Raw genomic sequence first — 23762 nt, 5'->3', positions numbered from 1 at the left:
TCTCTGCTACGGATCGCAACGATATAGCGAAGACCTCGATTTCGTTGCCGGCGATAAGTTCGATTCGCTCCCCTTGGACGATTTCTCAAGGACCCTGCGTTGCGATCTGCTGAGATCCTACGATACCGAAGTGAGCGTCAGGGAACCCAAGGTCGTCAACGGTCTCGATGGCGTCGGGATGCGGAGGTGGACGGTCTCGGTAAACACCAACATCGCGCGCCCCGATTTGCCGAAACAGCGAATCAAACTCGAGATTGCGTCCGTTCCGGCACATACATCCACTGTCCGTCGCGTCGCGGTCAATTATCCCGAGCTCGCCGGAATGTATGACGACCTTACAATCCGGTGCCAGACACTCGAGGAAATCTTGGCCGATAAGTTGATCTCATTCTCAGCCACCGATACGCATATCAGGCACCGTGACCTCTGGGACATTCCCTGGATCGTCCGTGAGCAGGAGATCGATTTCCCTGCCGTGGCCGCACTCGTCGCGGCAAAGCACGGTGACTACCTCTGTCCCGTGCCCCTTTCCAGCATGATTGCCGTCGGCATGCAACGCGCACACGTCTGCTATGCCGACGGGTCATTCACCGGGCAGATGCAGCGTTTCCTATCCCCCGCCATTCTCAACCGCACGCACGATTTCGATAACCACTGCGATGCCCTCAACGCTATCGTCGAAAGGTGCTACGGCCGCGTCGCCGCCTCCCTCGGCATCTCGGATCAGGTCGAGCGTGCAAGGCGCAGGCTCGCAACCGAGATATCGTCGGGATCGATTTCGGCCACCGGCATGCCGAAAAGGAATCTTGGGCTTTCCTAAAGAGATGGGTGTGGGGCTTACTTCTTCTCCTCGGTTCAGATAGATAGTCTTGCCCTGCGATCCGTCAGAAGCTCGCCTTCGTAGGAGAAGTAGGCGGCACCTTGGTATGCACCGCCGGGCGTCGCCGTGTCGGCGGCCTCTTTAATGACCTGCACGACGCGGCTCAGCTTCTCGCGGCGACCGTCGGCCATGACAACCAGCTCTTGGCATCCGCGACCTCTACCGTCACGGATGGGTCTTCCTTGAAATGCAGGACGGCGCCGACCGATATACCGATCTCCTCGAAGGTCATGCGTTTCGATTTTGCCCTCTGGCTGTCGTGCGCTTTCTCGGGGACGGCTGCGGCCTTCAAGTCATCGCGACCGGCGAAGAAATCGTCTTCCAGCGGGTTCAGCTGAAGCTGGTCCTCGTCGCCGTTGATCTGGGCTATCGCGTAGAGGATGCGGTAGACCATCTCGATTCGATAAGCCATTTCGCGTATCCCATTCCTTTCCATGGGCATTAAGAGATATATGTTTGGCGATTTAAATTACAGTCTTTGCGGTCGTGTCTCAGCAAAGGCGGTAGATACAGCGATAGGAGCGTTCAAATGGATGATTGGGAAACGCCTGCCCTTAGCCCTGCGTTTCAAAGTGCATGGGAAAAAGCGAACCGCATAGGCGATGAAAAGAAACGCAACGAACAAAGATCGATACTCCTGTCGGACATCTCCCGCGACCATGCTTTTATGCTTCTGTTTAAAAGGGAACTTACCCTTCGAGAGATAGAGGATTATGGGTTGTTTGACTCCGTGACGAATAAGGTAAGTTCCACCAAGAAACCCGGCAGATTTGTCAAACCGTCGGCTTTTGAGAAGATCCAGCTTGAGGGCGGCGGGATAGAAGACCTTCATCCAGTTGAGAACATCTATCCCGGCTTGATCGGCATTGCCGTCGACTATCTAACTAGGTTGATGACTGGGGATTCTCCTGACTCGGCTTTCTCTGTCTCTTTAAATGGAAGCGATAAGGTCAATGCTCGTAAGCAGGCGGAGGCGTTGATCGAATCGGTAAAGGGACTTGAAGACGATTCCATTTGCTCCGCAATACGCCTTGCAGTTTTCGATACGGTGTACCGTGCAGGAGAAGCTGCCTATGTCCCCGTCGAAACGATATACCCAGATGCCGATACCGTTGAAAACGTCCGGAATATGGTTTGGCGGTCTGTCGCGTTCCTCGATATTTATGGGCCAAAAATTACAGACCATCTGACATTTAAAGGCGGATATACGGGACACGTTACAAGCGGGGATGGCGATTTCTTAACAAAGGATACTCTGTGGGATTTCAAGGTATCCAAGCAAACGCTTCAAAGCAGGTCTGTCCTACAGCTGCTTATTTATTGGCGACTTGGACTTCATTCCATTCATCCCGAATATCGGGATGTCAAATATCTGGGCGTCTATAACCCGCGGATGAATATGATTTACCGCTATCCTGTTGCCGATATCTCCGATGAGGCTATCGAAGAGCTCGACTATTCGATTATTTGCTATCCGAGAGAGTAGAGCATATTGCATGGTTTTCTGATTTTGCAGTCGTTATTCCAGGTAGCGGTTTCCCTTGCCGCAGTTGCAGTCCTCACATAAGGTCTGGAGGTTGCTCATCACCGACTTGCCGCCGCGCGATACGGGAACGATATGGTCAACGTGGAGCTTCACGCCATCCTCGCGGCCTCGGCCGCAACGGACGCAGTGGAAGCCGTCGCGGTGAAGAACGTCGTAGCGCATCGCGCGGGTCACCTTGGCATGCTCGGCGTCGTTGGCCATACGGCGGTCCTGGTATGACTTCTTGCGGTGCAGGCGGAACATGGCGGTGATCACCTCCGATATGAACCAGATGGCGAAAATCATGCCGATGTACGGCTTTATGGCCTCTACCATTGCATTCATTTGCGATGCCTCTTTCTCTTTTCGTGGTGGTTATTCGTGCGGGTTGCGCCCGGCGTCCGGGCGCTGTGGCTATCGGTCGCGGGGGAAACGATAGATTTCCTCCCCTATCCATCAGGTGCATAACTGCCCGTCTTGTACCCGGAGGGAAGAAGATTAAATCGTTGAGCTGGGGGTTTATCGAACAAAAAGACACCCGGTGTCCGGGTGCCTTTCTAGGGTCGATTTGGTTGTGTGCGCGCCGATTTCAGACGGGGCTGTGATGCGGCCGCTATCGCTTTCTGGACGGGTGTTCTTTGCTCCAGGTCGCGCGACAAGAATTGCTGCAGAACGAACGCTCGCCCCCTTGGGTTCCAGACAGCACTGTTCGCATGCAGCGTTTACACGTCAAAAGGTAATGGTCGGGATGGTTCCTGACGAGCAACCACATGGCTTCCAGCATGTTGCGTGGTTTCTGCTCGGGGGCGATCTCGGTCATCTTCACACCGGAATACGCCAGGCGGGGCTGAAACAGCCTTCCGTCAAATGCCTGTAGCAGTCGATTCGCTATCCGCATCTGATCTTTCACGTGCTTGCCGCCGATATCTGAACTTACGACCAGATAGTACCATCTGTCCTCTTCCGGGCGGCCTTTGCGGTCGGTACCGTCGGGCTGTTTCGTCTCGAGCGAGGTGAGAAACCCGATGAACCCGTTCCCCTCGCCTTTCAGGCGATGATCGATGGCGGGCCGCGTCGACGGTCTTCCGATGTCGACTAGGTCGGCGTAAAGGGGCCACGCCTTTCGGATATCGAGGGGCGCGTCGGAAATCGCCAGGGTATCTGTGGTGTAGAACGGGTTGTATGCCACTGGGATCGCAAAGCATGCTGCTGGGCCCATATCGAACCGGTCTTTCTGGCCCGATGGCTCGACCTTGCGAAACCGTGCGGCTTCCAGGATGGCCTTCGGGTCGGCGCCGGCCCTGTAGAGCCCTCCTATGCGCAGGACTATCGAAAGCAGGTTCCTCGCAAAGACCCAATCGTGCAGCGGCTCGACGACGGCGCGGAACTGCGAATCGAGGTAGGATAGATCTCCGGCATTCGAGAAGTCGAACCCTTCGATAAGGTCCCTTGCGGCTTTCTTTCCCGTTCTGCCGATTCCCCTATAGCCCATGCCGCCTGTTCCTACGGGCTCGGCATATGGATCGAAGTAACACTCGGACAGCAGACCTCCTAGGTCGGATGGGACTAGGTCCATTTCGCCCGCGATGCCTCGTCGGAGCTCGCTCGGTACGAAGATGCGGCTTGCGAGATCGCCTTCCGAGGCTAACATGGGGCCGAGACCCTGGGCCGCCAGGACCAGCGAGCGCGCATCCCTCGCCATCATGAGCTCATTGAAACCGTCTGGGTCGATCGGGAGATAATCTGCCCCTATATCGCCAACTGCCAGGATCCTGACGAGGACATGCATGCCCGACTTCCCGTCTCTCGCGATATAGATTCGATCGGTGCGCATATGGCTCCCTCTTTCAGTCTTCCTCGGTCTGGCGGTATACGCGGAGCTCCCATTGCTTCCGCTCGACTTTCGCCACGGCGTCCAGGATGAAGCCCGTGGCGAGCGAGATGGCGGCCGTGAACATGAGCGCCGCGGCGAGGATGGCGGTCGGGAACCGCGGCACGAGGCCGGTGGCGAGGTATTCGGTCACTACCGGCATGCCGGCACACAGGCCGCCGATGCAGAATATCAGGGCGACCAGCGAGAAGAACTTCAACGGGCGGTAGTCCTTGAAAAGGGTGCCGATCATCGCGATCACCTTCAACCCGTCTTTCACGGTGTCCAGCTTCGAGACCGAGCCCTCGGGACGGTCGCGGTACTCCACCGGGACGTCGGCGATGCGCCAACGACGGTCGACGGCGTGTATGGATAGCTCGGTCTCAATCTGGAAGCCCTCGGAAAGGACGGGAAACGTCTTCACGAAGGGCTTGGACATGGCGCGGTAACCCGTCATGACGTCAGCGTATTCGTAGCCGTAAATCCACTTGATCATGGCGCGAACCAAATTATTGCCGAGGCCATGGAATGCACGCCTGTTCGCCTTGGCGTATGTCCCGTTGGAGAGCCTGTCGCCAACCACCATGTCGGCCTTTTTGTCGATAATCGGGGCGCATAGGCCCTTTGCCGCCTCAGCCGGATAGGTATCGTCCCCGTCCACCATGAGGTAGCAGGCGGCATCGATATCCCGGAACATCTGGCGGCAGACATTCCCCTTGCCGCGGCGCGGCTCATGGCGGACGGTCGCCCCGTGCTTCATCGCAATCGCGGCGGTCGCATCGGTTGAAGCGTTGTCATATACATAGACTGTCGCCTCGGGCAGTTCGCGATGGAAATCATCGACCACCTTGCCGATGGTCTGGGCCTCGTTGAAGCAGGGAATGATGACTGCAATCTCGTCTTGATCCACCCAGAGCACTTCCCTATTTGATATCGAGATAGGTGCACGGGACGTCCCATGCGCCGCTCCCGTGAGTTTCAATGTCAATATAGCTGCGCTTTGCGCGGATAACCTCAGCCTCGGCTATATCGAGCGGCAGGCGAAATAAATCCTCGTGGTCGATATAGGCCGAGCACGTCACCCAGCCGCCTTTGCGGATGATGACGAGATCGCGCCACTTGGCCTCGTGGCGACAATATTCGGAAACAGTCATGGGTCTACCCCTTATCCTTATTGATCAGATTCCTCTCAATCTGCTTCAGCAGCTCGAGCTTCTGAGCCTCAATCTCGTTGCGCTTGCGCAGCTCGTCGGCAACCCTCTCCAACCTATCTTCAAGGCCATACAGGCCACTTACATTTACGGACATTTCGATTTCCTTTTCCACAAATGCGATTTCGGGTCTTCAATCGATATGAGGGGATACGCCCCCAATATCCAGAGTTCTACCCGCGGTGGAAAAACCTATTCGCTGAACGGGGTAAATATCGAAAAAGGCACCCGGTTTCCGGGTGCCTTGGCGTAGGTGTCGCGAGTATATGAAGGCGTTATACCATTGGCTTGTTCTGACAATTATACGAACTCATGAACCCACCATCGGACGGTTGGTGGCATGCCTGATTCTGGTCGGTTTAGGTGCTGTTCTAGGTACAAGTTCGTTCTTCGGTTGCCAATGCTTACGCGGTATTTAGCCGTGAAGAAGCCTTCGAAGCCAGGGCGGAACTCCCCCACCTCGATTACTTGCGTCACTCTAAAGGTGCGACCGTCGCGCCACGTGATGCTTAGTGGCTCTAAAAAGCCATCGTCGCGCATGTGTGCGACGACGTCAACGTATCGCTTGTGAACGCGTCTCATTCTGCCGTTACCGTCTTTTATCCAATCTTCCATATATCCGATTATCAAACAGGAGCCCGTTATCAGGTAGCGAACAAACGATGGAGATTCACTGAGTGAGCAAGCAGATCAGTGTTGCTGTCATCTTGTGAAACAAATAGATCAAGCGGTTTATAGCTATGCTTTCTTTCACTCGATCCTCCTTGTTAACTTCCATGGCTTAACTTCCCCAAGTGTTTCAATTTGTAACGGGAAGGTGATACCAGCGGCGGCCGTTTTGCCGCCACCGGTATCACTGTTGCTACTTTCTAGAAGAGGTCGGCGAACATCGAATCGTCTTCCTCGTAGTCGTCGCTGTCATCATCGTCGTCACTGTCTTCATCGAACGCTGGATGTCCTTGTCGACCTCGACTCGCCAAGTCAAGGCTTTCCTCCAGCTCGTCGAGCGTCACGGTCTCAAGCCTGCCAGCCCGATAATCCTCGACCTTCTTCAATAGGCCGTACTCATACTCAAGTCTGTCAATCTCGGCGGACTCGGTCTCCGAGCCGCCGGGTTCGAGGTCGATATCTGCCTCCGAGCCGTCTCCCGCGGTGTCCGCGGTAGACTCGAGTGAATCCGTATCGGGGACGTCTTCCGCTGAGGCTCGGTCGTCGGGGCCGTCTTCGGCGGCGTCTGCCGTAGCGCCATCGGTTTCCGCGTCTTGGGACGGCTGCGGTTCGCTTTCGGTCTCGGCATCGTCGGCATCGGGATCGTCCGAGACGGTGCCGCCGCCGCTCACCATGCCGCCCGCGGTCTTCATGGCCACGAGCGCGCCGCCGAAGGTCATGAGCTCCATGTGCGCGTACTGCTCCGGGTCGACCACGACCGTGGGCTCGGGGCGGAGCTCCATGAGGTTCCGGTCGCCGCGTGTCCAGGTTCCGCGGGTCCAGGTGATGCCCGAGTCCAGGTCGCTCCAATCGATCAGGTCGTCGGCCATGAGCATGCCGTCTCCGAACGAGAGCACGGTCGGCACGATCGTCTCGTAGCTGCCGGACTCATAGTAAATGCAGAGGCCTTGCCCGTGGTCGCCCAAGTAGTTGCCGCTGTCGTCGAACAGCACCTCGAAGACGGCCGGAGCCAAACGCGAACCGTCCTCGGTCCTCACGAGGATCGGCTTGCCGTCCGCATAGACGCCGTCTATGGCGTCCAGCTCGTCCGGTTCGATGATCGTCACGGCGCGCTTGAGGAGCTGCATGTCGTCACTCGTGGTGATGAAGACGCTGCGCTCGAGAAGCACGCCCTGGTTCAGGTAATCGGAAATGTCGAGGAAGTCGTCCTCGAGCATGATGCCGCTGTGCAGGTCCATGCGCGTCGTCTCGATCACGCGGGCCCTGTCGTGCATCTTCACGATGATATTCACCGTCTATCTCCTCCTCGTGTAGTTCGCCGGCGTATAGCCGTCGTCCTCGATATCGTCTCGGGTCTGCGTGTACGTCCGTGTGCCGTCCGCGCCGTCGCCGTCCATCTTCTCAAGCTCCAGGTTCTTGACCTTGGGATGCGAGTTCAGGAGCGCGTTGACGTCCGCGATGGTCGGCTCGCCGCCGAGGCTGTCGATGTCGGCCTGCGCGATGATGCCGGACTCTACGAGGTCTTCGAGATATTTCATCTGCTTCTCGGTCGCGGGGCGCTGGAGGTACGGCTTCCATCCGGGCTTCGACCTCTTGTCCGTCCCGCCGGGTGCGGCGACCGTCACGGGAGCATCCTGCGCCCATTCGCTTCCGGCCATCCCGTACGCCGAGCGTTCCGCGCGCAGGTCCTCCTCGCGCTGCTCGCCGATGATCTTCGCCTTGGCCCGCTCGTGGTCGCGCTCAATCTGCTTGATCTTATCCGGCGTGAGGGCGCCCGCCGCGATGGCCCCCGAATAGGCCTTGCGATAGCGCGTGTACTCGCGCGTCAGCTCGGCGGTCTGGTTCGCGGTGATGACCTTGGCGTCGCGCAGGCCGTGACCGGCGCCCTTCTGCCTCTCGCCGCGGCCCCGTACATCTATGGGGCCAATCGGCATCTGCGATGAGTCCAGGACATCGACAGCGGCGGAAAGTCGGCGCGAGCGGTTGCGGATATCGACTGCCATGGAAGCGAGGTTCGCCACGTCGGCCCTGACGCCGTCGCGGCGTGCGAGGAGGTCCGTGTATGTCATATCGGTGAGCACGATTCCGCGCTCGGCCATCCACTTGCGGATCGATTCCATCTCGCGAAGCTCGTCTGCATTGTCCTCGCGCCATGCCGCGAGCGCTTCGGCTCCTTCCGGGCGCGCGGTCAACTGCGCGACGCAAGACGTGTAGACCTCGACCTGGCGGATGGCCTCGGCGGTCTGCTCGGCCTCCAGCTTGAGCGCGTCGACCCTCGCGTCGAGCGCGTCGACCTCGGCGGCGAGGCGCCTGGCATCGGCCGCCATGTCCGCATAGCAGCGGTAGCCGCGCTCGCGGATAATGTTCACGGCGTCGGCCGCGGCGGCAAGGCGGGCGGCGGAGCGCTCGATCCTCTTAGACCGCTCGAGATTGTTGGATGCGACCGCCTCGAAAGTCATGGGCGGCAGGACGACGTCCGGGACAAGGTCCTCGGTGCACATCTTCACGTTCGGGCGCTGTCCCTCGAGTCGCACGGCAAGGCGCTCGCGCAATCCCTCGACCGTATAGGAGTCGTCCAGCTTGTAACCCTTCACGGGATGGCCCTTGCCCTCGGGCGGGTAGAAGGTCAGCACTCCGCGGCGGTTGATATTGATGCGGTAGCCCTTCTCCGCCAAACGCCTCTCGAGCGCGGGCCATGTCCGGCACCCCTGCAAAGCCGACTCGATATCGTCGTGCATCGCATCGGTCCAGAGTTTCTTGCCGCTGTACCTGGCGCGGCGCTGGGCGTCCGTCATATGACGGCGCGCCGGGCGCGCCTCCTGCAAGACGACCTCGCGCCGGCGGTCGGGGCGCGGCGTGCGTGCGTACCAGGAACCGTCCTCGTCCCTCGTGAACTTGAAGTTGTCGAAGGCGGTGTAGCCGTAGTCGCGGCAGATTCTCTGCAACTCCATCGCGTCGGCCTGCACGTCATCGTCGTCGAGGTGTATCTTCCTCCCGTCAACGGGGTTGACGGAGTTGACGACGATATGTGCATGCGGAATGCCGTTATCTATATGAGTCTCGATCACCCACTGATATCCGCTGTAGCGCTCGCGCACCCAATCGCATGCCAATGCGTCTACCGCCTTGGCATCCAGGCCGTCCTCGGGATCGGGTGAGATCACGAAATGGTAGTACTTGCGGCCCGTATCCTTGCCGAACACCTGGCGCGTCGCGTCCATCTGCCCGTCCCAGCCGGCGCTATCGAGATCGATTGAGCTTGAGCGGAACGTCACGGCGCGGCCGTTGCGCGCGAGGTAGTCCTTTATCTGCTTGCAGCCGCCGAACTTCCGGGCGAGCGTCTTGAGCATGGCCATGCTATCGCTCCACCTCGGACTGCCGCCTGAGCTGCATCATGAGGCCGCGCGTCTCCGCGAGCGCCTTGCAGTATGGGTCTTTCAGGGTCGCTACGAAGTGCTCGATCTGCGCCGCGAGCTCGCAGCGGCGCTCCCTGGCCATGTCGGGCATGTCCTGGAGGAGGATCAGCGTGTTCGCCGCGGCGGCCAGCTGGTTCAGGTTCACGCCCTGCTTGTTGAGCTCGTAGAAGAACTTCTGGAAGAAGTCGGGGTCGCCGATGTAGTACATGGGCGTGTGGAGGATGCGGTCGACCATGAAGCGCGATTGCGTCATGCCGGCCTTCCTCGCGGCGTCACGGATGAAGGTGTCCTCGTAAGGCGTCACGTTGAAATGCTTCTGCACCGTGCGGTGCTCGGTGTCGAGTAACCCTTCCAGCGCCTCCTTCACGTCCACGCGCTCGCCGCCGGGCAGCTTCGCCAGCGTGAACTCCTGCTTGCCGTAGATCGCCGTCTCGCGGACGAAGTCTGTGACGGTCGTGCCCGCAAGACTCGCTTTAGCCTTGAGGGTGCCGATCTCCTCCTCGGTCAACCTGATGCTGACCATTCTTGTCTGCGAGGTGGCTTTTTCTGCCACGCTTCCTCCAATTCCTCGCGCACCTGTGCGCGACCCCGGTCCAAGGGCGGAGCCCTGGCAAGCGCCGAAGTCGGTCAGATTTCCGTCGGCGGGCTGTGCCCGGTGGCGGAAATCTGACCGACTTCGGTGGCATACTTGTACATACATCTACGATGGAGGTACAAGTATGCGTCTCTTGCGAAGTTTTCAGTATCCTACCCCTATTTGCCTGGGTTTAAACCGGTTTACACCGGTCATCCGATGCCGTTATACCGTCCGCGTTTCGGCTGTCCCTCGTCTCTTTCGCGACGAACGGGACGCTGCTCATCTGTTGCAAGTCCGATACGGCTCGGATACCGTCACGGCCGTATAAGTTGTTTTCAGCGATGAGAAGGAGGGTCATATGGATGCTGACGATTGCGCCCGTATCATCGAGGGGGTGGCCGCCGTGCTCGATCTGCTCGCGGCCGATGGCGATGCCGTGGACGACCCGGCGCCGATCTACGAGCTGCTTGCGGAGAGATGTCGGCATGTCCGCGTGACACTCGAAGTTATGACGGGGTGCGGTAGCCTGCGTGCCCGATCGCGGCAGGAGTCTTGCGCGCGGGCGCGTGTCCAACGTCTCGGTGCGCGCCGATCCGATACCTCCCGGCTCCGGCGGGCGCGCATCGAGGCGGGGCGGGGCCTGGCCGTCTGTGTCCGCCGCGAGCGTTTCCGCTCGCTTTCCATCGTTGTCCGGTCAGTGTTCCGGGCGTTGCGTCGCGACATGAAAAAGGCCGCCACCGTGTTCCGGTGGCGGCCTCTCGCCCGGCGACCCTCGCCAATGCGAGGTCTACGCCTTCTTGTCCGCGAGACGTTCGTAGTCGTCGCTCGAGAGCACCACGGCATACACGGCGCCGCCCTTCATCAGGTACGCCATGCCGTTGCGCTCGATGCGGCGCTCAATCTCGGCCTGCGGGTCGCTGACGCCGCCGAGGTCGACGCTGGACTCCATCAGGCGTCTGATGTCGTCCATCGTCAAGTTCTGCATCTGCTCGGTGAACGCCTGGCGCTTCTGGCGGGCGCGGCGCTTCTCGCGCTTCTCGGCCTCGGCCGTCTTCTTGGCAGCCTCGGCTGCGCTGTCCGCAGTCGAGGCCTTCGGCTTCTCGGTCGCGGTCGGCTCGATGTCGTACGGGACATCGCTATCGGTATCGAACATATTCTCCCTCCCCTCTGGTCACGTCGCCGGCATTACCATTCGATGCTACCCAAAAGCGCCCGGTCCCAAACGCCGGCCGCCGTATCCGTAGTCCTGCAATTGCGCGGGCCGTTTCCGCCGCCTGTTTCACGCGTTGCGCAAAAAGGATCCCCGCCATCGGTTCCGATGGCGGGGATCTGTGCTACTTGAAACCGCGACGGTGCGAGCCGGCGGTCTTCATGTGGCATCCGGCATGCCTTATGACTATCAGCTCGTTTTCCCGATCGATGTAGAAGTGAAGGCGGAAGATGTTCTTCTGGCTCCTCCCCTTGATGTGGGCGGAGATGTCGACGGTTCGGCCGCCGTAGCTCCTCTCGCGCATCTTCATCAGATCGGCGCGCGCCCTGGTGGCGCTGCTCTCGCTGAAGGTGAGCTCGTAACCCGTACGGCGCTGGAACTCGTCTGCGACCCGGCCCTCGCAATCGTCGTCCTCGAACAGGAGTCCGTAGAGCGCCGTCGCGGCGCCACGGACGATATCCCACTCCTCGGCGAGGTTGCCGTCGTATGATTTGGCCGAGTCCATCGCCTCGGGAAGGACGACGATGCGGTCGGGCCAGATGGAGCGCGCGAGCTTCAGGAGGTCCGCCAGGTCGCGCGGGATCACCTGGAGGCATTCGGCCACCCTCGCGGCCCCGTCGTCGTGCGACGGCGCCGCGCACTGCGCCGCCTTGCGCTCGAGCGCGCGCTTCTCGCCTTCGAGGCGCTGGACGGTCCTCGTGAGCTCGTCCACCTTTGCCGTGGCGTCGGAATAGCTCCGCTCCTGGTCCGTCGCGATCTCCTCCCATGCCTCGGCGTCGGATCGCAGGCGCGCGATCTCCGCGCGCAGGCCGTCGATGTCGGCTACCGGCTCGGCGGGCGCCTTCGTCCGCGCACGCAGGCGCTCGATTCGCTCGCCCTGTCGCTCGCTCTCCGCGCAGCTGCGCAGCCACAGCACGTCGCCAATCCCGGCGACGTCGCCCGGTCGGCTGTCGATGCCGCGACTGAGGCCCTGCATGAGGACGTTGATGAAACCATCGCGGCCGCCAGCGGCATAGCGCTCGACCCTGTGGCGCGTGAAGAGCGTGCACGCGGACAGCGAGTCCTCGGTCGACAGGTCAATTCCCGGGCGGTACACCATCACGGCGCTGCGCCCGATCCTGTAGCGCCCGGCCGGTGTCCGGTCGGGCAGCAGGTCGCGGAACGCCTGCACCAACACGCCGTCGCGCATGTCGATGACGTATACCGTGGCCATGCCGACGAGCTTCGATGCGAGCTCGGTGGCGTCCCACACAGGTGTCTTACCGTCGTCGTCGGTCGTCATAAGGACGATCGGCAGGCAGCGCGCGCGATCGGTCAGGCTCGGCATGAAATCGCGCTTTAGCGTGTCCGCGTCAAGGTATATCTCCTCGACGCTCACACGCGACGCGCCGATCCTCACGTCTAGCTTTCCGTTCGCAAGGATATCGCGCACGACGCGCGGCACGGACGGCAGCGGGTTGCGCTGGTATCCGAAAAAGCCGTTGACGGCGTAGTGCGATACCTGCACGTTGAGGATGCACCCGCCGTCTCCGGCGGGTGCGAGGCCGATCCTCGTGTGCCAGCGGCGGCGCGAGAACTCGCCGTCGAGCTCATCGGCCTCGACCGCCCATGCCGCGCCTTGCGCGCCGGATAGGCCGAGAAAGCGGACGGCCTTGGCGGCGTCGGGCTCGTCGGCGGCCGTCCAGCCCGCAGGCACCGCGATGTCCGCGGCGCCCTCCGGTACGTCCAGGCCCTTGGCGTGCAGCCAGCCCATGACGATCTCCTTCACGGCCTCGGCCGCGGCCGCGCCGTCGGCCGCTGCTACCTCGAAGCGCGCGCGGTAGTGCGGTGTCTCTCCCGATATGGTCCTCAGTGCGGGAGCCAGGGCGGGAGACGCGGGGCGCTGGACTGGGACGGCGGCAGGTTCGGGCAGCTGTGCGGCCTGCACTCCCCGGCCCCTCAGCACCCTTCAAATGGCCTCCTTGAACGGGGCCTCCATAACGTCGTAGACGGTATCGGGCGACGTCACCTTCGCGACCTGCTCCAGGGCGCGCATCATGTCGTTCGCGTCGCCCTCGTTGCGGAATACCATCACCGGGGCCATCCCCAGATCGCCCGTGCACATGAGCGTGTAGCACTTGGCCGGCTCCGTCTCCGGAGCCTTTGTCCCCGCGGCCGCCGTCTTCTGCCCGTCCGTTTTCGATACCTTCTGCATTTCCGTCTCTTCCTTCCCCATATCCTGTGACTGTCGCGCGGCATCGGCCTCCGATGCCGCCTTTCGCGCCTGGCGCCTCTTCGCCTTCCTGTCGCGGCGTTCCATCGCACGGCGCTCCTCGCGGTTTAACGGGCGCCTCGCAGTCCCCATACCGTCGTCGATGCTGCCCTCGCAGGCTTCCCTGGCCCCATCCTCAGCGAGGTCGAGGCCTTCCGCCTCCACCCACGAATCGAACTTCGCGACCGCCTCGCCTTGCGTACAGCGGTACGTTCTGATCATGAACTTGGCGTTGGGCATACGGACATGCCCCTCATAGCAGCTGTCCTCCAGCTTCCACAGCCCGGCGCGGTAGCGGTCGCCCTTTATCAGCTTACGAGTCGACATGGATCGCCCCTTTCATCACCGGAGCGCCATGTCCTGCGGCGACCATGGGGGCGCCGCAGGACGGGCAACGCGTGCACACCAATACGGTCACGCGTGCGCCGCATCGCCCGCAGGTGTAGGAATACAGGGCGCGGTCTCCGCGCTCCGTGCGCTCCGGGGACGCCATCAGCGAGACCGGGGCAATCAGGTCGGCCAGGCGCATCGCCGCGATTTGGTAGGAAGATCGATCCGACCACCCCTTGATATCCAGGGCAGCGAGGATGCGGGCGGTGAAGCTGTCGGCATCCAGCGTGTCGGTGGCGCGCGCCTGGCGGCGGAGACCGGCGAGACAGCCTAGCTCGCCGCACGTCATCCCGTCGGCGTCCGGCATCGCCTCGCGGGCCGCCGTGAGCCTCACAACCGCGTGCAAGCAGCCCAGATAGCCCAGACGCCCGGCGACGTCCACGGCATCGCACACCTCCTCGGCGAAACCCGCACAGTCCATGTGGTGGACGCGGGCCGCGACGGCCTGGAGTCGCAGGGCGGTGCGGACGCGCCCGGCATCGGCATCCATCTAGGCCTCCTTCTTGCCGAGATCCGCGATATAGGGCGCGACGCGGTAGCCCTGGGCGCTGTACTCGAATGCTGTCATTTCCGTTTTCCCTTCTATTCGATGGCGTTCCGACCGGCCTAGCGGTCCTTGCGCAGATGCTCCTCGAGCAGCGAGCGCATGAGGTCGCTCGCGCTGCGGTAGCCCTCGCCGCGGTGCTCCACCAGGTACTCCTTGAGCTGCCAGTAGAGGTCGTCGGGGACGATCACGCTCAGGCGGTGCGTCGGACCCTCAGACGCCGCCGCCTTTTTCTCAGCTGCCGGCTCGGGGTCGGGGTTCACGACCTTCTCGACGATCGTCTCCTGGCGCTCGACCATCTCCTTGGAGGTGTCCGTGAAAAAGCTGTTGATGGCGGAGTCCGCCTTCTTAGTCCTCGCCATTACAGCATCGCCTCCACCTTGTCCAGAATCCCCTCGATCGCGTCCGCCGCGCGGCCGCCCGGCTGCACCTCGGACACCGGTCGGTTGAACGACGCGCCGCGCTTGAACGCCTCGGCGGTCGGCACGCAGCCCAGGATAGGCAGGTCGTCGGCGGTGAGGAAGTCGGTAAAGCTGCGGTCGATGATTCGCTTGTCGGAATAGCGGTTCACGATCAGGCCGATCTCGAGCTCGGGGTTGACGCCTGTAATGAGCTGGATCGTGCGCTTCATCGCGCGAAGGCCGCGCTGGCTGGGCTCGACGGGGACGATCGCGATGTCGGCGACCTCCACGCAGCCGCCGAGCTTGTCGTTCAGATAGCCCGGGGTGTCGACGACGGTGACGGCCTTCTCGCCCTCGACGGTCTTCTGCTCGTGACTCGCGCCGCCCTGCGGGTCGAGGTTGATGAAGCCGACCTCGCGCCCGCGGCGCTCGAGGCCCCAGGCGATCTCGTCGGCGAACGTCGTCTTGCCGACGCCGCCCTTTTGGTTGACCAAAACGATTGTCTTCATGTGTTTCCCTTCTACGGGTGCCGCCCGATTTCCGGGCGGCCTTCTCGGATATCTGCCGCCTGCCGGCGGCGGGCACGGGGCCGGCGAGTCGCTACCGGTCCCGCATCCGCCGACGGCAGGGCGCTAGGGCCCTGCCGCTGCCATATATGTACCCAGTTATGCGGATGCGTAAACGCACATCTGCATACCTGTGCGGATGCGCGTTTACTTATTCTTGCCCGCCGGCGCCGCTATGCGCCGTATTCCGACGCCCTCGCGGCGCGATACGCGCGGCGCGTTTCGACCTTGCGGCAGCACTCCTTCCGTGCCGCCACCGTCCTCTCCGCCACGTCGTAGGCGTACGCGATGAGCGCGCCCGCCACCGGGAACACGGCGCAGTTGATGTAGACATAGCTGTATGCGAGCATGAACCACATCCCGACGAGCCCCGCGACCAGCGCGGCGGCGGCGGCGACCTTCTCCCTTCCGCTCGGCTCCATTACTTCCCTCTTGCAACCGGCCATGACGGCCTCCTTCCGATATTCGGCGATCCCGCGCCGACGCGGTCGCGGCCTCCCTTGCCGCTGGTATGTATGTACCCAGCTGCGCACATGCGTAAACGCACAAGCACGTAAATGCGCACGTATGCGTCTGCGTAATTCGATAATTTGCCCAGCGGGCCGCCCGGACACCGGTCGGCAGGCCCCTGGCCTGCGATTTCCATGGCCGGATGACCGGCGGGACCCCATCCGTCCCATAGGCAGCCGGGTGTGGGAAACGTGTGGAGACGGGCTACGGCATGAAAAAGCCCCGCCGTCTCCGGTGGGGCGATCACTTGAGTATGGGGTTGTACGGGTCGGCTAGAACGGGATGTCCTCGTCCGCAACCTCGACGGCGGGAGCCTCGGGGACCGCATACTGCTGTCCACCATCAACCGCGGCAGCAGGAGACGCGGCAGGGCGGGAGTTCATGAACTCGATCTCGTCGACGATGACCTCGAGCTTGCTGCGCTTCTGGCCGTCGCGCTCCCAGGAGCTATAGCGCAGCTTGCCCTCGATCGCGACCTTGCTCCCCTTGGAGATATAGCGGCCGACAGCCTCGGCGCGGGTGCCGAACATGGTACAGTCGATGTAATTGGGATAGTCCTCCCACTCGCCGGTCTGCGGGTTCTTTCGGCGATCGTTGACGGCGATGCCGAACGAGAGCACCTGGGTGCCGGCCGCGGTGGCGCGGAGCTCGGGATCGCGGGTGAGGTTTCCGGTGATGTTGACTCGGTTGATGCTCATTGGCTTCTATCCTTTCGGTTCCGACGGGGGGCCGATCCCCCCGCCTTCGTCGCCATGTATGTACCCAGATGCTCAGATGCGTAAGCGCATAGATGTGCGTTTGTGCGGCTACGTATTGGGCTGGCACCGGAGCCCGGCGTTTTCCATGGCCGGATGACCGGAGGGACCCCATACGTCCCGTAGGCAGCCGGTTGTGGGAAACGCGTAGCGATTCCTCCGGTTCGGTTCTCGCCCAGTTTGAATCACGGGGCGGTTCAGAAGGCGTGCGTTCGGCGCCGGTTAGGATCCGGGGCCGGCTCTACACGTGGGACGCATATGGCGCCGCTGAAGGATGCCTCGTCGTAGGCGTCGCGCAGTGCGGCGACCAGGCATTCGCGTGTAACGTAGAAGTCCGGCTCCCATTTCTCGCCGTCGCCGCCCGTCACCCGATACCATCCCTCGCCCTGCCAGACCTTCTCAACCTCCTGATCGATCACAGAGATCTCGGCGTAGGGCAGATGGATCTCGCCGGCATCCCCGTAGGCACCGCGAAGGTCGTCGGCAAGGTCCGCTTCGGTTCCATACCATGTGGCCGGATACGATCCCATCCCATCGGTGAAGCAGATTCGGTACCAACCCTCGCCCTGCCAGCATTCCTCCAGATCGGCAGCGACGGCGCGCCCGATCTCGTCATCGTCCGTATACATGGCTGCTCCTTGCCCAAGTCGTTCATTCGGTATTACCAGTTGATACCCCGTTCGGGCGCATCGGAAACAGCCGATTCCGATGCGGACGGGAAGATACGGACAGGCGGCCTTCCGCCCCGATCTCAATTTAGCGGGCATGAGCGGGGGCGATTCGGGGTAAACGGCTCTCTAGGGAAGCCGTGGGAGCGGGATGGAACGGAAACGGAAGGATATGGACATGGCTACGGATCACGACACGGTGTCGCCCATCGAGCACGATGAGACGGCGAACCTGAGGCTCGCGCTGATGGAACGATGGAGGGAGTCCTGCGGGCGCGTGGCCGAGAGGTTCGGACGCCGCAGCGACATCCCCTTCTACTCGAGCGCGCTGTCGGCACTCGCCGGCGAGTGCGCCGACGACATGGGCAAGTCCGGCAGGGTTGCCGAGGCGGCCGTCGCCATGCTCGCCGACGCGCTCATGGAAAAGGACCCGCGGGGATATGCGGACAGCGCCGAGGCTGCCGCCAGGGAGCTCGAACGCCTCGTCTCGTCGATCGCATACGCGGACGCACTCGGACGCCTGCGCGCGGCAAACTCGACGTTCGAGACGCGCATCCTTGGGGAGATCGACGGAACCGACCCGGATGCACTGCTGGCGGTGCCGGATGGCCTCGTCGGACCGTCGGATACGGCCACCTGCACGATCGATATCCTCGGCGGGTCGCAGGAGGACAACCGCGAGGTGCTGGACACCTGCGGCGCCATGATGATGAACGAGGATCCCGATATCGGAGACTTCTGCTTCATCACGTTCATGCTGCGCGACGGCTCGCCCAAGACGGGTATCTTCTGCAAGATATGCGACTCCCACCGCGTGCAGGACGCTTGGGAGCGGGCCTATTCCGACTACACGAACGGCAACCGCATCGGGTCGGCCGAATAGGCATGGCCATAGGCCGCCTGCTGCGCGGTGAGACCGCAGCGCGGGCGGTACCGCCCCGGATGCCCTCCCCGTTGGGATCGCAGGGCGGTATCCAGGGTGGGAGACGGCGGGGGTATCGCGCGCGTGGCGCGCGATACCGAGCGGGAGGGAGGTCCGGCACGTGGGCGGATGCAGCAGGTTCGACGCCAAGGTCGTCCCCATAGCGGTCGAGACCGACCGAAAGTGCGGGCTCAACACCCCGAGGGCAATCGTGTGCGACGGGCGGCGCTTCGAGATCGCCAGGGTCGGCGCGACGCTGCCCTGCCCCAGCATGTTCGGCAAGGCGGACGCCACCGTGACCGGCGTCCTAGTGGACGTCGGCGGTCGATGTGTCGCGCGCGGGCTGATCTGCGACGACGGTCTGTGGTTCTCCGTGAAGCCGGACGGGTAGAGGTCCGTCCAGGTTCGTCTCCGTAGACGGCCGCGCCACAGATAACATTGTCGGCAAGGATTGAGAAAGAGAGATGCCGCAATGCGGAAAGACACCTACAGGATTGGCGACGGGACGTTCGCGTTCTCCCCCGCCGTGTTCGATTCGCTGCTGGGACACGGCGCCAAAGGCGCCGCCAGGATGCGGGAGCTCGCGGGCGCGATGCACGTCTCGATCTCATCGATCAAGGACTGGCGGCGGCGGCGCGGCGCGCATGCGCCGAGCGACTTCGAGAAGGTCGAGGATATCGCCTGCTGGGCGCACATCGACGTCGCCGACCTCCTCATAGAATCAGGAGATAGGACCATGGACGAAAAACTCACCGAAAACCAGCTGGATGTGCTCTGCGTGCTATGGAACCAGGCCTACGACTTCCTCGACCTGTGCGAGGAGACCGATCATTTCGTCTGGCCGACTACAGACCTGCGCTGCGTGCCGGACTCGATTCTGCACGACATCAAGGTGAACCCGGAAGACGATAAGTCCCGTCCTCCCTGGGAGATCGGCACCGAGGACCTGTTCCTCCAGACGCTCGACGTGTACCTCCGCGCGTGCCGACGCGCGACCCCATATGTCGGGGAGAGCGATATCTTCGTCAGGCTCCTGGGCCTCTGCGACATCATGACCGAGACCGCCTTCGGCGAGGACGACGGCAAATGGCTGCCAGACCCGGATATGATTTTCGACCCGCATGAGGATGGATGCGTCAGCCCGATGGAGGCCGCGGAGCTCAAGTGCAGGAAGCTGCTCGATGAGATCAGGAATGACCTGTTGGCGCTACGCCCGACGGCGGGTAAATAAGGCTAGTTCCGCCAGATAGCACGACGGCCCCGCCCTCGGAGGGACTGCGCAGCGATGATCGATTCCGAGTTCGCATATAAGCGTTCGACATGGCGATGATTGATTGATTCCATATCCAGATTTCAAGACAGGGGCCGTTTTCGGCCCCGTCCTTTTCCCGAACCCGGTCCGGCGATTTTTCCGCGGCGTGCGTTTACGTTTCCCCTCAGGGGGTACAAGAGAGGTAGAGCAGGCGGTATGGGGCCGCCCGGTGCGCATATGGGAGGACTATATGGAAACGATCTTCGTGACGGAATCGCGCGAGATGCTGTTCACGGGAACCGAGGATATCGACGTGCGGCCGCTCCATTCGTCGGAGCTGCATTACGAGGGAGACAGCCGGGAGGAGGCACTGCGTGCGGCGCATAAGGTCTCGGCGGCCTCCAGGGTCGGGGTCTGCCAGCGCGGTTTCGCCCGGTTCGTCGCCACAGTGAGCGAAATCACGCGCGACGGCGAGGGGTTCACGGAACACATGGATACGGTCCACACCGTCGACCCGCTCGACCGCATGCCCGAGCTGCGCACGCTCGCGCGCGAGGCGGCCGCGAACCGTGCGGACGGGAAGATCATCCGCCATATCGCCGGCCACACGGAGGCGATCGACGCTGCGAAGCGTGCCGGGGACTACTACAGCCTGTACCGCGTGGAGGGATCGGCCTTCGGGGACTTCTCTTGCTACCGGGTCGGACATGCGCCCTACAACGGGACGCTCTACCTTCCCGCGGGGTTCCACGATTACGGCATTGCCACCGTCGACGAGCTTTTCGTCGCACTCGTGGTCGGACGCTGCGAATTCCTGTGCGAATACCAGGACGAGATCGATGAGGTCTATCACGGGCTCTTCGAGAAGAGAATCTAGATGAAAGGAACGGATATGCAGACCATCCACACCAAGGCGGGCTTCAAGGTGCTGCGCGAGAGCCTGGGGCTCTACCAGTCCGACGTCGCGGAGGCAGCGGGCGTCGACGTGAAGACCATCAAGAACTGGGAAAGCCCGCGCCTGCCGCGAGCCCGCGCCACTGCCGTGGCATGGAAGTACCTCGAGAATCTGGCGGAAATCCAAGAGCGCGAGGTCGGGTGCCTGGTGGAGAAGATTGTCGATGAGACGGACGGCAACCCCTACCCGCTCCCCTACTTCCGCGAGCAGGACTTAGCCGCGGAGGATGCGCGCGCGGCGCGGATCTCGAACGCCATGACCAGAAAGGTGGCCTTTGAGCTCACCAGGTTGGCCATCCCCTACGAGTTCCGCTTCGAGGAGGAGGCCGCGGACGATGAGCGGCTGAGCGAGATCTGGGATATGTAGGCAGTCGTTATTGGGCCGGTACCGTGGAGGTGCCGACTCATATTAGAAAAGAGCTCCGGTTGCCCGAAGCCCCTGTCTCAATGATGTCGATGAGTACGTCTGGCAGGCACAGGTAACTCTCTGTCGCCACTTTGCCGCTCGGCCCGGTGAAAAGCATGGAAGACGGGGTTTCCACCGTTTGCGTCGAACGCGCGGCCATCGGCGAGCGCGACGGAAAGCTCCTCGAGCCCGTCGATGAGATGATCGGCGTTCGCAACGCCGCATATGTCGTAGGATGCGAGGTCGTTCCATATCTCGAAGCGCCTATACCACGACATCGACGCGATTTGACCATCGACGAGACTTGCAGCCTCCGATGCGACCTGCTCGCCTAAATCTTCGGTGACGCAGGCAAGAAACGAGCTTCGCGTATCCGATACGAAATCCTCGGCCGTGTAGGCCGACGTCACGGTAAAGCTGGACTCCACGGTGGCGGTCTCGCTATCCTTCGTCTCGGTAAGGATGCCAAAATCAAGCGCCGGGGCGGTTACACAACGAAGGCCATGACGGCGACCACCCATGACTTCCTGCCGTCAGATACTCTCAGCCAGGCGCAGGTATCCGCGAAGCTCTCGCCTCGCGAAGTTCAGGCTTGAACGAAAATCACCGTTTACAAAAGGCCCGCCAATCTCACGCTCGCCGACAAATACCGTCGCCATATAGCTTTGCATACCCATATCGAGTCCCTTCTGAATATCTGCTTGTCCCTATTGATTGGATGCCAGGGCAAATCACGCGGTCGGGGTGCCTAGGTCGGTTTCGGCCAGGACGTCGCGGATATCCGCCACATCCCTCACTGCCATGACGATGCACCTGATCGATACCGCCGCCGCGACCACGGATGTCAGGAGGACTGCCGCGCCGACGTCGTGGGCCCAGATGACAATCCCCACAGCCATAGTGATGGCGAGGCCAACGATCCAGCAGATGAGCGCGTTGCGCGACTCGTCGAGATACGATCGCGCATAGACCTCCAAAATCTCGCGGTCGATGCCCATCTTGCCGAACCTGTCGATGTATCTGGACATCCTCGACGACATGCCGTGCTCGGTCCATGCAACCATTTTCAGAAAACCCATGGTCGCAATCGCCGCGTTGAATGCCATGGCCATGCAAGGAACCAGGTCGATATTTTCACTGATGAACGGCGCCATGCGGACCATCCCCTCCCGTTTCGTCTCTACTCGATGTGAGTCTACCCATATGCGCATGTACGTAAACGCATAGACGCGCATATATATATGTGTGGACGTGCGAGCGGGACGGCCTATTGCAGGCCCGGGTTCACGATGCAGTAGCATCGCTCCGACCTCGGCTCCTTCTCGCCGGGCGCCATCACCTTGACCGTGACCGGAACCGTCTCAGAATCGGGGGCGAACGCCGTGAACGACTTCAATTTCCCGCCCGGCTCGATCTGCTTCTGCGCCCGCTGGTCCTGCACCTTGTAGGACCTGTCGAGCTTGATCCCGTCCTGGTATGCGTTGATGTCGGTATAGGGTGCGACAGCGTCCGAGTCCGTGACGTTCTCGAAGGTATAGGCAACCCGGATGTAGCGGAACGGCTTGCCGTCCGGCCCCGTGCCTTCCTCGATCGTCACGCGGTCGATCGAGATGCCGTCCACGGACGCCTGGGCGGACTGCTGCGGCGCGAACGGCGACGAGGTGCCGGCATCGCCCGACTTCCCGGCGCCGCCGTCGGAGGAGCCGGCGTCCGGCGCCCCGTTCCTCACGCAGCCCGCGAGTCCGGCCTGCGCCGCCATGACCGCGAGGCCCACGAACGCTCGCCTCGTCATCGCCGTCATCGTATAGACATTCTTCCCCGTCACCTGTGAATCTCCTTTATGCTCTTCAAAATGGGGGCGGTGCAGACGCGGTGCCGAGTCTCACGTATCGCAGCGCGCCTGGCCTCGTCCTGCATGAGCTTCGGTCTCCCCTCGCGAAAGGCCGCGGCCCTTCTCGCCGCCGCTGCGAATTTCCGCTCGGCCTCGTCGAAGTCGATATCGCGCCACGCGCGATCCCCGCCCGTGCCGGATATGAAAACCGACGGCACCACATGGCTGCTGTCCGCATAGTCCGCCGGGACGGACATCTCCGCATAGCCCGACGGCTCGCTGCCGTCCGGCAGCCGGTACACGACGAGCTCCTGCTTCCTGTGTTTGCTCACGCGGCGCTCGCACAGCTCGGGATGGAACGCCTCGTACGCCATGGCGCTATATGGGGAGCAGGAGAAGCGGTACTCGAATAGGCATTCCGCTTCCCTCCGATGCCGTTCCGCCTCCCGCACCCGGGCCGCAGCCTGCGCCCGGATCCGGTCGCGCTCGGCCGCCTCCTCGGGCCCGAGCTCGCGGAACGCCCCGACCACGGCGGCCTCGTCCAGGGCGAAGAACTCCGTCTCGCGGGCGTAGGCGCCGGTGTGGTGCCAGGACGAGGAGGCGATGAACCGGTCGAAGAGCGCGGCCTTGGTCTCGGACTCGACCGCGGGGTCGTAGAGCAGGTCCATCTCATCGCAGTAGCCCCTCAAGGCGCCGAGGATCGCCGTCTTGGTCCATTTCGAGCGGGGCATCTCCCCCGCCTCGTAGGCCGCCCGCGCGTTCGCGCTCATGGAGGCGCCGATGTATCCCTTTTGCCCGTAAGCCACCCTAGACATGTCAAACCCTTCGCGCGGATGCGTGCCGTCCCAGCTGTTTCTACCCCGTGCGCGGGAAGTCTTTCACTCGATTCGAGCCGGTGCGGGGGCATTTTTATCCGTCGAGTTTCGGTAGGGGCGTGTAAAGCGCGGCGGGGGC

At 62.1% G+C, this 23762-nt stretch carries 30 protein-coding genes; 7 read left to right on the top strand and 23 right to left on the bottom strand.

All coding sequences use genetic code 11. From position 1 onward, the window contains the following. Window positions 1-820, top strand: an 820-nt coding sequence (locus GPA_RS06930) for a nucleotidyl transferase AbiEii/AbiGii toxin family protein (RefSeq protein WP_041239215.1), incomplete at its 5' end; no start/stop codon positions are given. 163 nt (window positions 821-983) lie between these two features. Here the strand turns inward: GPA_RS06930 and GPA_RS06925 are convergent. Next, window positions 984-1292, bottom strand: a complete 309-nt coding sequence (locus GPA_RS06925) for a hypothetical protein (protein WP_114614617.1) — start codon at window positions 1290-1292, stop codon at window positions 984-986. A 117-nt stretch (window positions 1293-1409) separates the two neighbouring features. Between GPA_RS06925 and GPA_RS06920 the strand changes: the two genes are divergently transcribed. Next, window positions 1410-2366: a hypothetical protein gene (locus GPA_RS06920; RefSeq protein ID WP_197533076.1), complete on the top strand. Its 957-nt coding sequence runs from the start codon at window positions 1410-1412 to the stop codon at window positions 2364-2366. Window positions 2367-2399: 33 nt separating this feature from the next. On the opposite strand, the gene GPA_RS06915 is transcribed toward GPA_RS06920, so the two are convergent. The 17 genes from GPA_RS06915 to GPA_RS06835 all read right to left on the bottom strand — a co-directional run bounded on the left by GPA_RS06915 (window position 2400) and on the right by GPA_RS06835 (window position 17404). Continuing rightward, window positions 2400-2750, bottom strand: coding sequence for an HNH endonuclease (locus GPA_RS06915; RefSeq protein ID WP_156790957.1), 351 nt, complete (start codon window positions 2748-2750; stop codon window positions 2400-2402). Window positions 2751-3018: 268 nt separating this feature from the next. After that, a complete protein-coding gene (locus tag GPA_RS06910; RefSeq protein WP_015539422.1) occupies window positions 3019-4239 on the bottom strand; it encodes a hypothetical protein in 1221 nt (406 codons plus the stop codon). Between the two features lie 13 nt (window positions 4240-4252). Next, the gene (locus GPA_RS06905; RefSeq protein ID WP_156790956.1) at window positions 4253-5185 is read right to left on the bottom strand and encodes a glycosyltransferase family 2 protein; all 933 of its coding nucleotides are present in this window, start codon (window positions 5183-5185) and stop codon (window positions 4253-4255) included. Window positions 5186-5198: 13 nt separating this feature from the next. Beyond that, window positions 5199-5429 (bottom strand): hypothetical protein, encoded by a 231-nt coding sequence (locus GPA_RS06900; RefSeq protein ID WP_015539421.1) that lies wholly within the window; start codon window positions 5427-5429, stop codon window positions 5199-5201. A 4-nt stretch (window positions 5430-5433) separates the two neighbouring features. Next, window positions 5434-5583, bottom strand: coding sequence for a hypothetical protein (locus GPA_RS18035; RefSeq protein ID WP_181861824.1), 150 nt, complete (start codon window positions 5581-5583; stop codon window positions 5434-5436). 772 nt (window positions 5584-6355) lie between these two features. After that, on the bottom strand, window positions 6356-7447 hold the full coding sequence (locus GPA_RS19750; protein WP_197533075.1) for an ICP22 family protein: 1092 nt from the start codon (window positions 7445-7447) through the stop codon (window positions 6356-6358). A gap of 3 nt (window positions 7448-7450) precedes the next feature. Continuing rightward, the gene (locus GPA_RS06890) at window positions 7451-9511 is read right to left on the bottom strand and encodes a relaxase/mobilization nuclease domain-containing protein (RefSeq protein WP_015539420.1); all 2061 of its coding nucleotides are present in this window, start codon (window positions 9509-9511) and stop codon (window positions 7451-7453) included. Between the two features lies 1 nt (window position 9512). Next, a complete protein-coding gene (locus GPA_RS06885) occupies window positions 9513-10124 on the bottom strand; it encodes a plasmid mobilization protein (protein ID WP_156790954.1) in 612 nt (203 codons plus the stop codon). Window positions 10125-10935: 811 nt separating this feature from the next. Next, entirely contained in the window at window positions 10936-11301 is a 366-nt protein-coding gene (locus tag GPA_RS06875) for a hypothetical protein (RefSeq protein WP_015539417.1), read from the bottom strand. A 181-nt stretch (window positions 11302-11482) separates the two neighbouring features. Continuing rightward, a complete protein-coding gene (locus GPA_RS06870; protein WP_041239213.1) occupies window positions 11483-13285 on the bottom strand; it encodes a hypothetical protein in 1803 nt (600 codons plus the stop codon). A 21-nt stretch (window positions 13286-13306) separates the two neighbouring features. Beyond that, complete coding sequence (locus GPA_RS06865; protein WP_015539416.1) at window positions 13307-13936, bottom strand: hypothetical protein; 630 nt, start codon at window positions 13934-13936, stop codon at window positions 13307-13309. Beyond that, window positions 13923-14489, bottom strand: coding sequence for a TFIIB-type zinc ribbon-containing protein (locus GPA_RS06860; RefSeq protein WP_015539415.1), 567 nt, complete (start codon window positions 14487-14489; stop codon window positions 13923-13925). Before GPA_RS06860 ends, GPA_RS06865 begins: the two co-directional genes overlap by 14 nt. Before the next feature lie 116 nt (window positions 14490-14605). Continuing rightward, complete coding sequence (locus GPA_RS06855; protein ID WP_015539413.1) at window positions 14606-14905, bottom strand: hypothetical protein; 300 nt, start codon at window positions 14903-14905, stop codon at window positions 14606-14608. Next, window positions 14905-15453: a ParA family protein gene (locus tag GPA_RS06850; RefSeq protein ID WP_015539412.1), complete on the bottom strand. Its 549-nt coding sequence runs from the start codon at window positions 15451-15453 to the stop codon at window positions 14905-14907. The genes GPA_RS06855 and GPA_RS06850 overlap by 1 nt, the downstream gene beginning before the upstream one ends. A 230-nt stretch (window positions 15454-15683) precedes the next feature. After that, window positions 15684-15956: a hypothetical protein gene (locus GPA_RS06845; protein ID WP_015760198.1), complete on the bottom strand. Its 273-nt coding sequence runs from the start codon at window positions 15954-15956 to the stop codon at window positions 15684-15686. Between the two features lie 336 nt (window positions 15957-16292). Then, complete coding sequence (locus tag GPA_RS06840) at window positions 16293-16718, bottom strand: single-stranded DNA-binding protein (protein WP_015539410.1); 426 nt, start codon at window positions 16716-16718, stop codon at window positions 16293-16295. A gap of 254 nt (window positions 16719-16972) precedes the next feature. Next, entirely contained in the window at window positions 16973-17404 is a 432-nt protein-coding gene (locus tag GPA_RS06835; RefSeq protein ID WP_015539409.1) for a hypothetical protein, read from the bottom strand. 217 nt (window positions 17405-17621) lie between these two features. On the opposite strand from GPA_RS06835, the gene GPA_RS06830 reads away from it, so the two are divergent. The 5 genes from GPA_RS06830 to GPA_RS06810 all read left to right on the top strand — a co-directional run bounded on the left by GPA_RS06830 (window position 17622) and on the right by GPA_RS06810 (window position 20938). Then, window positions 17622-18326, top strand: a complete 705-nt coding sequence (locus tag GPA_RS06830; RefSeq protein ID WP_156790953.1) for a hypothetical protein — start codon at window positions 17622-17624, stop codon at window positions 18324-18326. A gap of 160 nt (window positions 18327-18486) precedes the next feature. Next, window positions 18487-18756: a hypothetical protein gene (locus tag GPA_RS06825; protein WP_015760195.1), complete on the top strand. Its 270-nt coding sequence runs from the start codon at window positions 18487-18489 to the stop codon at window positions 18754-18756. Between the two features lie 81 nt (window positions 18757-18837). Continuing rightward, window positions 18838-19596 carry a hypothetical protein gene (locus GPA_RS06820; protein ID WP_015539407.1) on the top strand — a complete coding sequence of 253 codons (759 nt, stop codon included), beginning with the start codon at window positions 18838-18840 and terminating at the stop codon, window positions 19594-19596. 271 nt (window positions 19597-19867) lie between these two features. Further along, window positions 19868-20494, top strand: coding sequence for a hypothetical protein (locus GPA_RS06815; RefSeq protein ID WP_114552066.1), 627 nt, complete (start codon window positions 19868-19870; stop codon window positions 20492-20494). After that, the gene (locus tag GPA_RS06810; RefSeq protein WP_015539406.1) at window positions 20495-20938 is read left to right on the top strand and encodes a helix-turn-helix transcriptional regulator; all 444 of its coding nucleotides are present in this window, start codon (window positions 20495-20497) and stop codon (window positions 20936-20938) included. A gap of 77 nt (window positions 20939-21015) precedes the next feature. On the opposite strand, the gene GPA_RS06805 is transcribed toward GPA_RS06810, so the two are convergent. From GPA_RS06805 to GPA_RS06790, 5 genes are all read right to left on the bottom strand, one after another. Further along, window positions 21016-21498 carry a hypothetical protein gene (locus tag GPA_RS06805; RefSeq protein WP_015539405.1) on the bottom strand — a complete coding sequence of 161 codons (483 nt, stop codon included), beginning with the start codon at window positions 21496-21498 and terminating at the stop codon, window positions 21016-21018. 12 nt (window positions 21499-21510) lie between these two features. After that, window positions 21511-21654, bottom strand: coding sequence for a hypothetical protein (locus tag GPA_RS18030; protein ID WP_015760190.1), 144 nt, complete (start codon window positions 21652-21654; stop codon window positions 21511-21513). A gap of 54 nt (window positions 21655-21708) precedes the next feature. Continuing rightward, a complete protein-coding gene (locus tag GPA_RS06800; RefSeq protein WP_041240210.1) occupies window positions 21709-22131 on the bottom strand; it encodes a hypothetical protein in 423 nt (140 codons plus the stop codon). 113 nt (window positions 22132-22244) lie between these two features. Further along, window positions 22245-22802 (bottom strand): DUF5067 domain-containing protein, encoded by a 558-nt coding sequence (locus tag GPA_RS06795; protein WP_015760188.1) that lies wholly within the window; start codon window positions 22800-22802, stop codon window positions 22245-22247. Further along, window positions 22799-23623 carry a hypothetical protein gene (locus tag GPA_RS06790; RefSeq protein WP_015539402.1) on the bottom strand — a complete coding sequence of 275 codons (825 nt, stop codon included), beginning with the start codon at window positions 23621-23623 and terminating at the stop codon, window positions 22799-22801. The genes GPA_RS06795 and GPA_RS06790 overlap by 4 nt, the downstream gene beginning before the upstream one ends. Between the last annotated feature and the right edge of the window lie 139 nt (window positions 23624-23762).

The organism is Gordonibacter pamelaeae 7-10-1-b, from assembly GCF_000210055.1.
GTDB lineage: Bacteria > Actinomycetota > Coriobacteriia > Coriobacteriales > Eggerthellaceae > Gordonibacter > Gordonibacter pamelaeae.
This window is presented reverse-complemented; position numbering and strand designations above follow the sequence as displayed.

Coding starts and splice junctions, on each gene's coding strand:
- GPA_RS06900 (WP_015539421.1), bottom strand. CDS start 5,429: ATGACTGTTTCCGAATATTGTCGCCACGAGGCCAAGTGGCGCGATCTC.
- GPA_RS06805 (WP_015539405.1), bottom strand. CDS start 21,498: ATGGGTGGTCGCCGTCATGGCCTTCGTTGTGTAACCGCCCCGGCGCTT.
- GPA_RS06850 (WP_015539412.1), bottom strand. CDS start 15,453: ATGAAGACAATCGTTTTGGTCAACCAAAAGGGCGGCGTCGGCAAGACG.
- GPA_RS06875 (WP_015539417.1), bottom strand. CDS start 11,301: ATGTTCGATACCGATAGCGATGTCCCGTACGACATCGAGCCGACCGCG.
- GPA_RS06840 (WP_015539410.1), bottom strand. CDS start 16,718: ATGAGCATCAACCGAGTCAACATCACCGGAAACCTCACCCGCGATCCC.
- GPA_RS06790 (WP_015539402.1), bottom strand. CDS start 23,623: ATGTCTAGGGTGGCTTACGGGCAAAAGGGATACATCGGCGCCTCCATG.
- GPA_RS06920 (WP_197533076.1), top strand. CDS start 1,410: ATGGATGATTGGGAAACGCCTGCCCTTAGCCCTGCGTTTCAAAGTGCA.
- GPA_RS06800 (WP_041240210.1), bottom strand. CDS start 22,131: ATGGCGCCGTTCATCAGTGAAAATATCGACCTGGTTCCTTGCATGGCC.
- GPA_RS06845 (WP_015760198.1), bottom strand. CDS start 15,956: ATGGCCGGTTGCAAGAGGGAAGTAATGGAGCCGAGCGGAAGGGAGAAG.
- GPA_RS06915 (WP_156790957.1), bottom strand. CDS start 2,750: ATGAATGCAATGGTAGAGGCCATAAAGCCGTACATCGGCATGATTTTC.
- GPA_RS06830 (WP_156790953.1), top strand. CDS start 17,622: ATGGCTACGGATCACGACACGGTGTCGCCCATCGAGCACGATGAGACG.
- GPA_RS06890 (WP_015539420.1), bottom strand. CDS start 9,511: ATGGCCATGCTCAAGACGCTCGCCCGGAAGTTCGGCGGCTGCAAGCAG.
- GPA_RS06835 (WP_015539409.1), bottom strand. CDS start 17,404: ATGTATACGGACGATGACGAGATCGGGCGCGCCGTCGCTGCCGATCTG.
- GPA_RS06860 (WP_015539415.1), bottom strand. CDS start 14,489: ATGGATGCCGATGCCGGGCGCGTCCGCACCGCCCTGCGACTCCAGGCC.
- GPA_RS06925 (WP_114614617.1), bottom strand. CDS start 1,292: ATGGCTTATCGAATCGAGATGGTCTACCGCATCCTCTACGCGATAGCC.
- GPA_RS18030 (WP_015760190.1), bottom strand. CDS start 21,654: ATGGGTATGCAAAGCTATATGGCGACGGTATTTGTCGGCGAGCGTGAG.
- GPA_RS06865 (WP_015539416.1), bottom strand. CDS start 13,936: ATGTCGACTCGTAAGCTGATAAAGGGCGACCGCTACCGCGCCGGGCTG.
- GPA_RS06820 (WP_015539407.1), top strand. CDS start 18,838: ATGCGGAAAGACACCTACAGGATTGGCGACGGGACGTTCGCGTTCTCC.
- GPA_RS06910 (WP_015539422.1), bottom strand. CDS start 4,239: ATGCGCACCGATCGAATCTATATCGCGAGAGACGGGAAGTCGGGCATG.
- GPA_RS06810 (WP_015539406.1), top strand. CDS start 20,495: ATGAAAGGAACGGATATGCAGACCATCCACACCAAGGCGGGCTTCAAG.
- GPA_RS06815 (WP_114552066.1), top strand. CDS start 19,868: ATGGAAACGATCTTCGTGACGGAATCGCGCGAGATGCTGTTCACGGGA.
- GPA_RS18035 (WP_181861824.1), bottom strand. CDS start 5,583: ATGTCCGTAAATGTAAGTGGCCTGTATGGCCTTGAAGATAGGTTGGAG.
- GPA_RS06855 (WP_015539413.1), bottom strand. CDS start 14,905: ATGGCGAGGACTAAGAAGGCGGACTCCGCCATCAACAGCTTTTTCACG.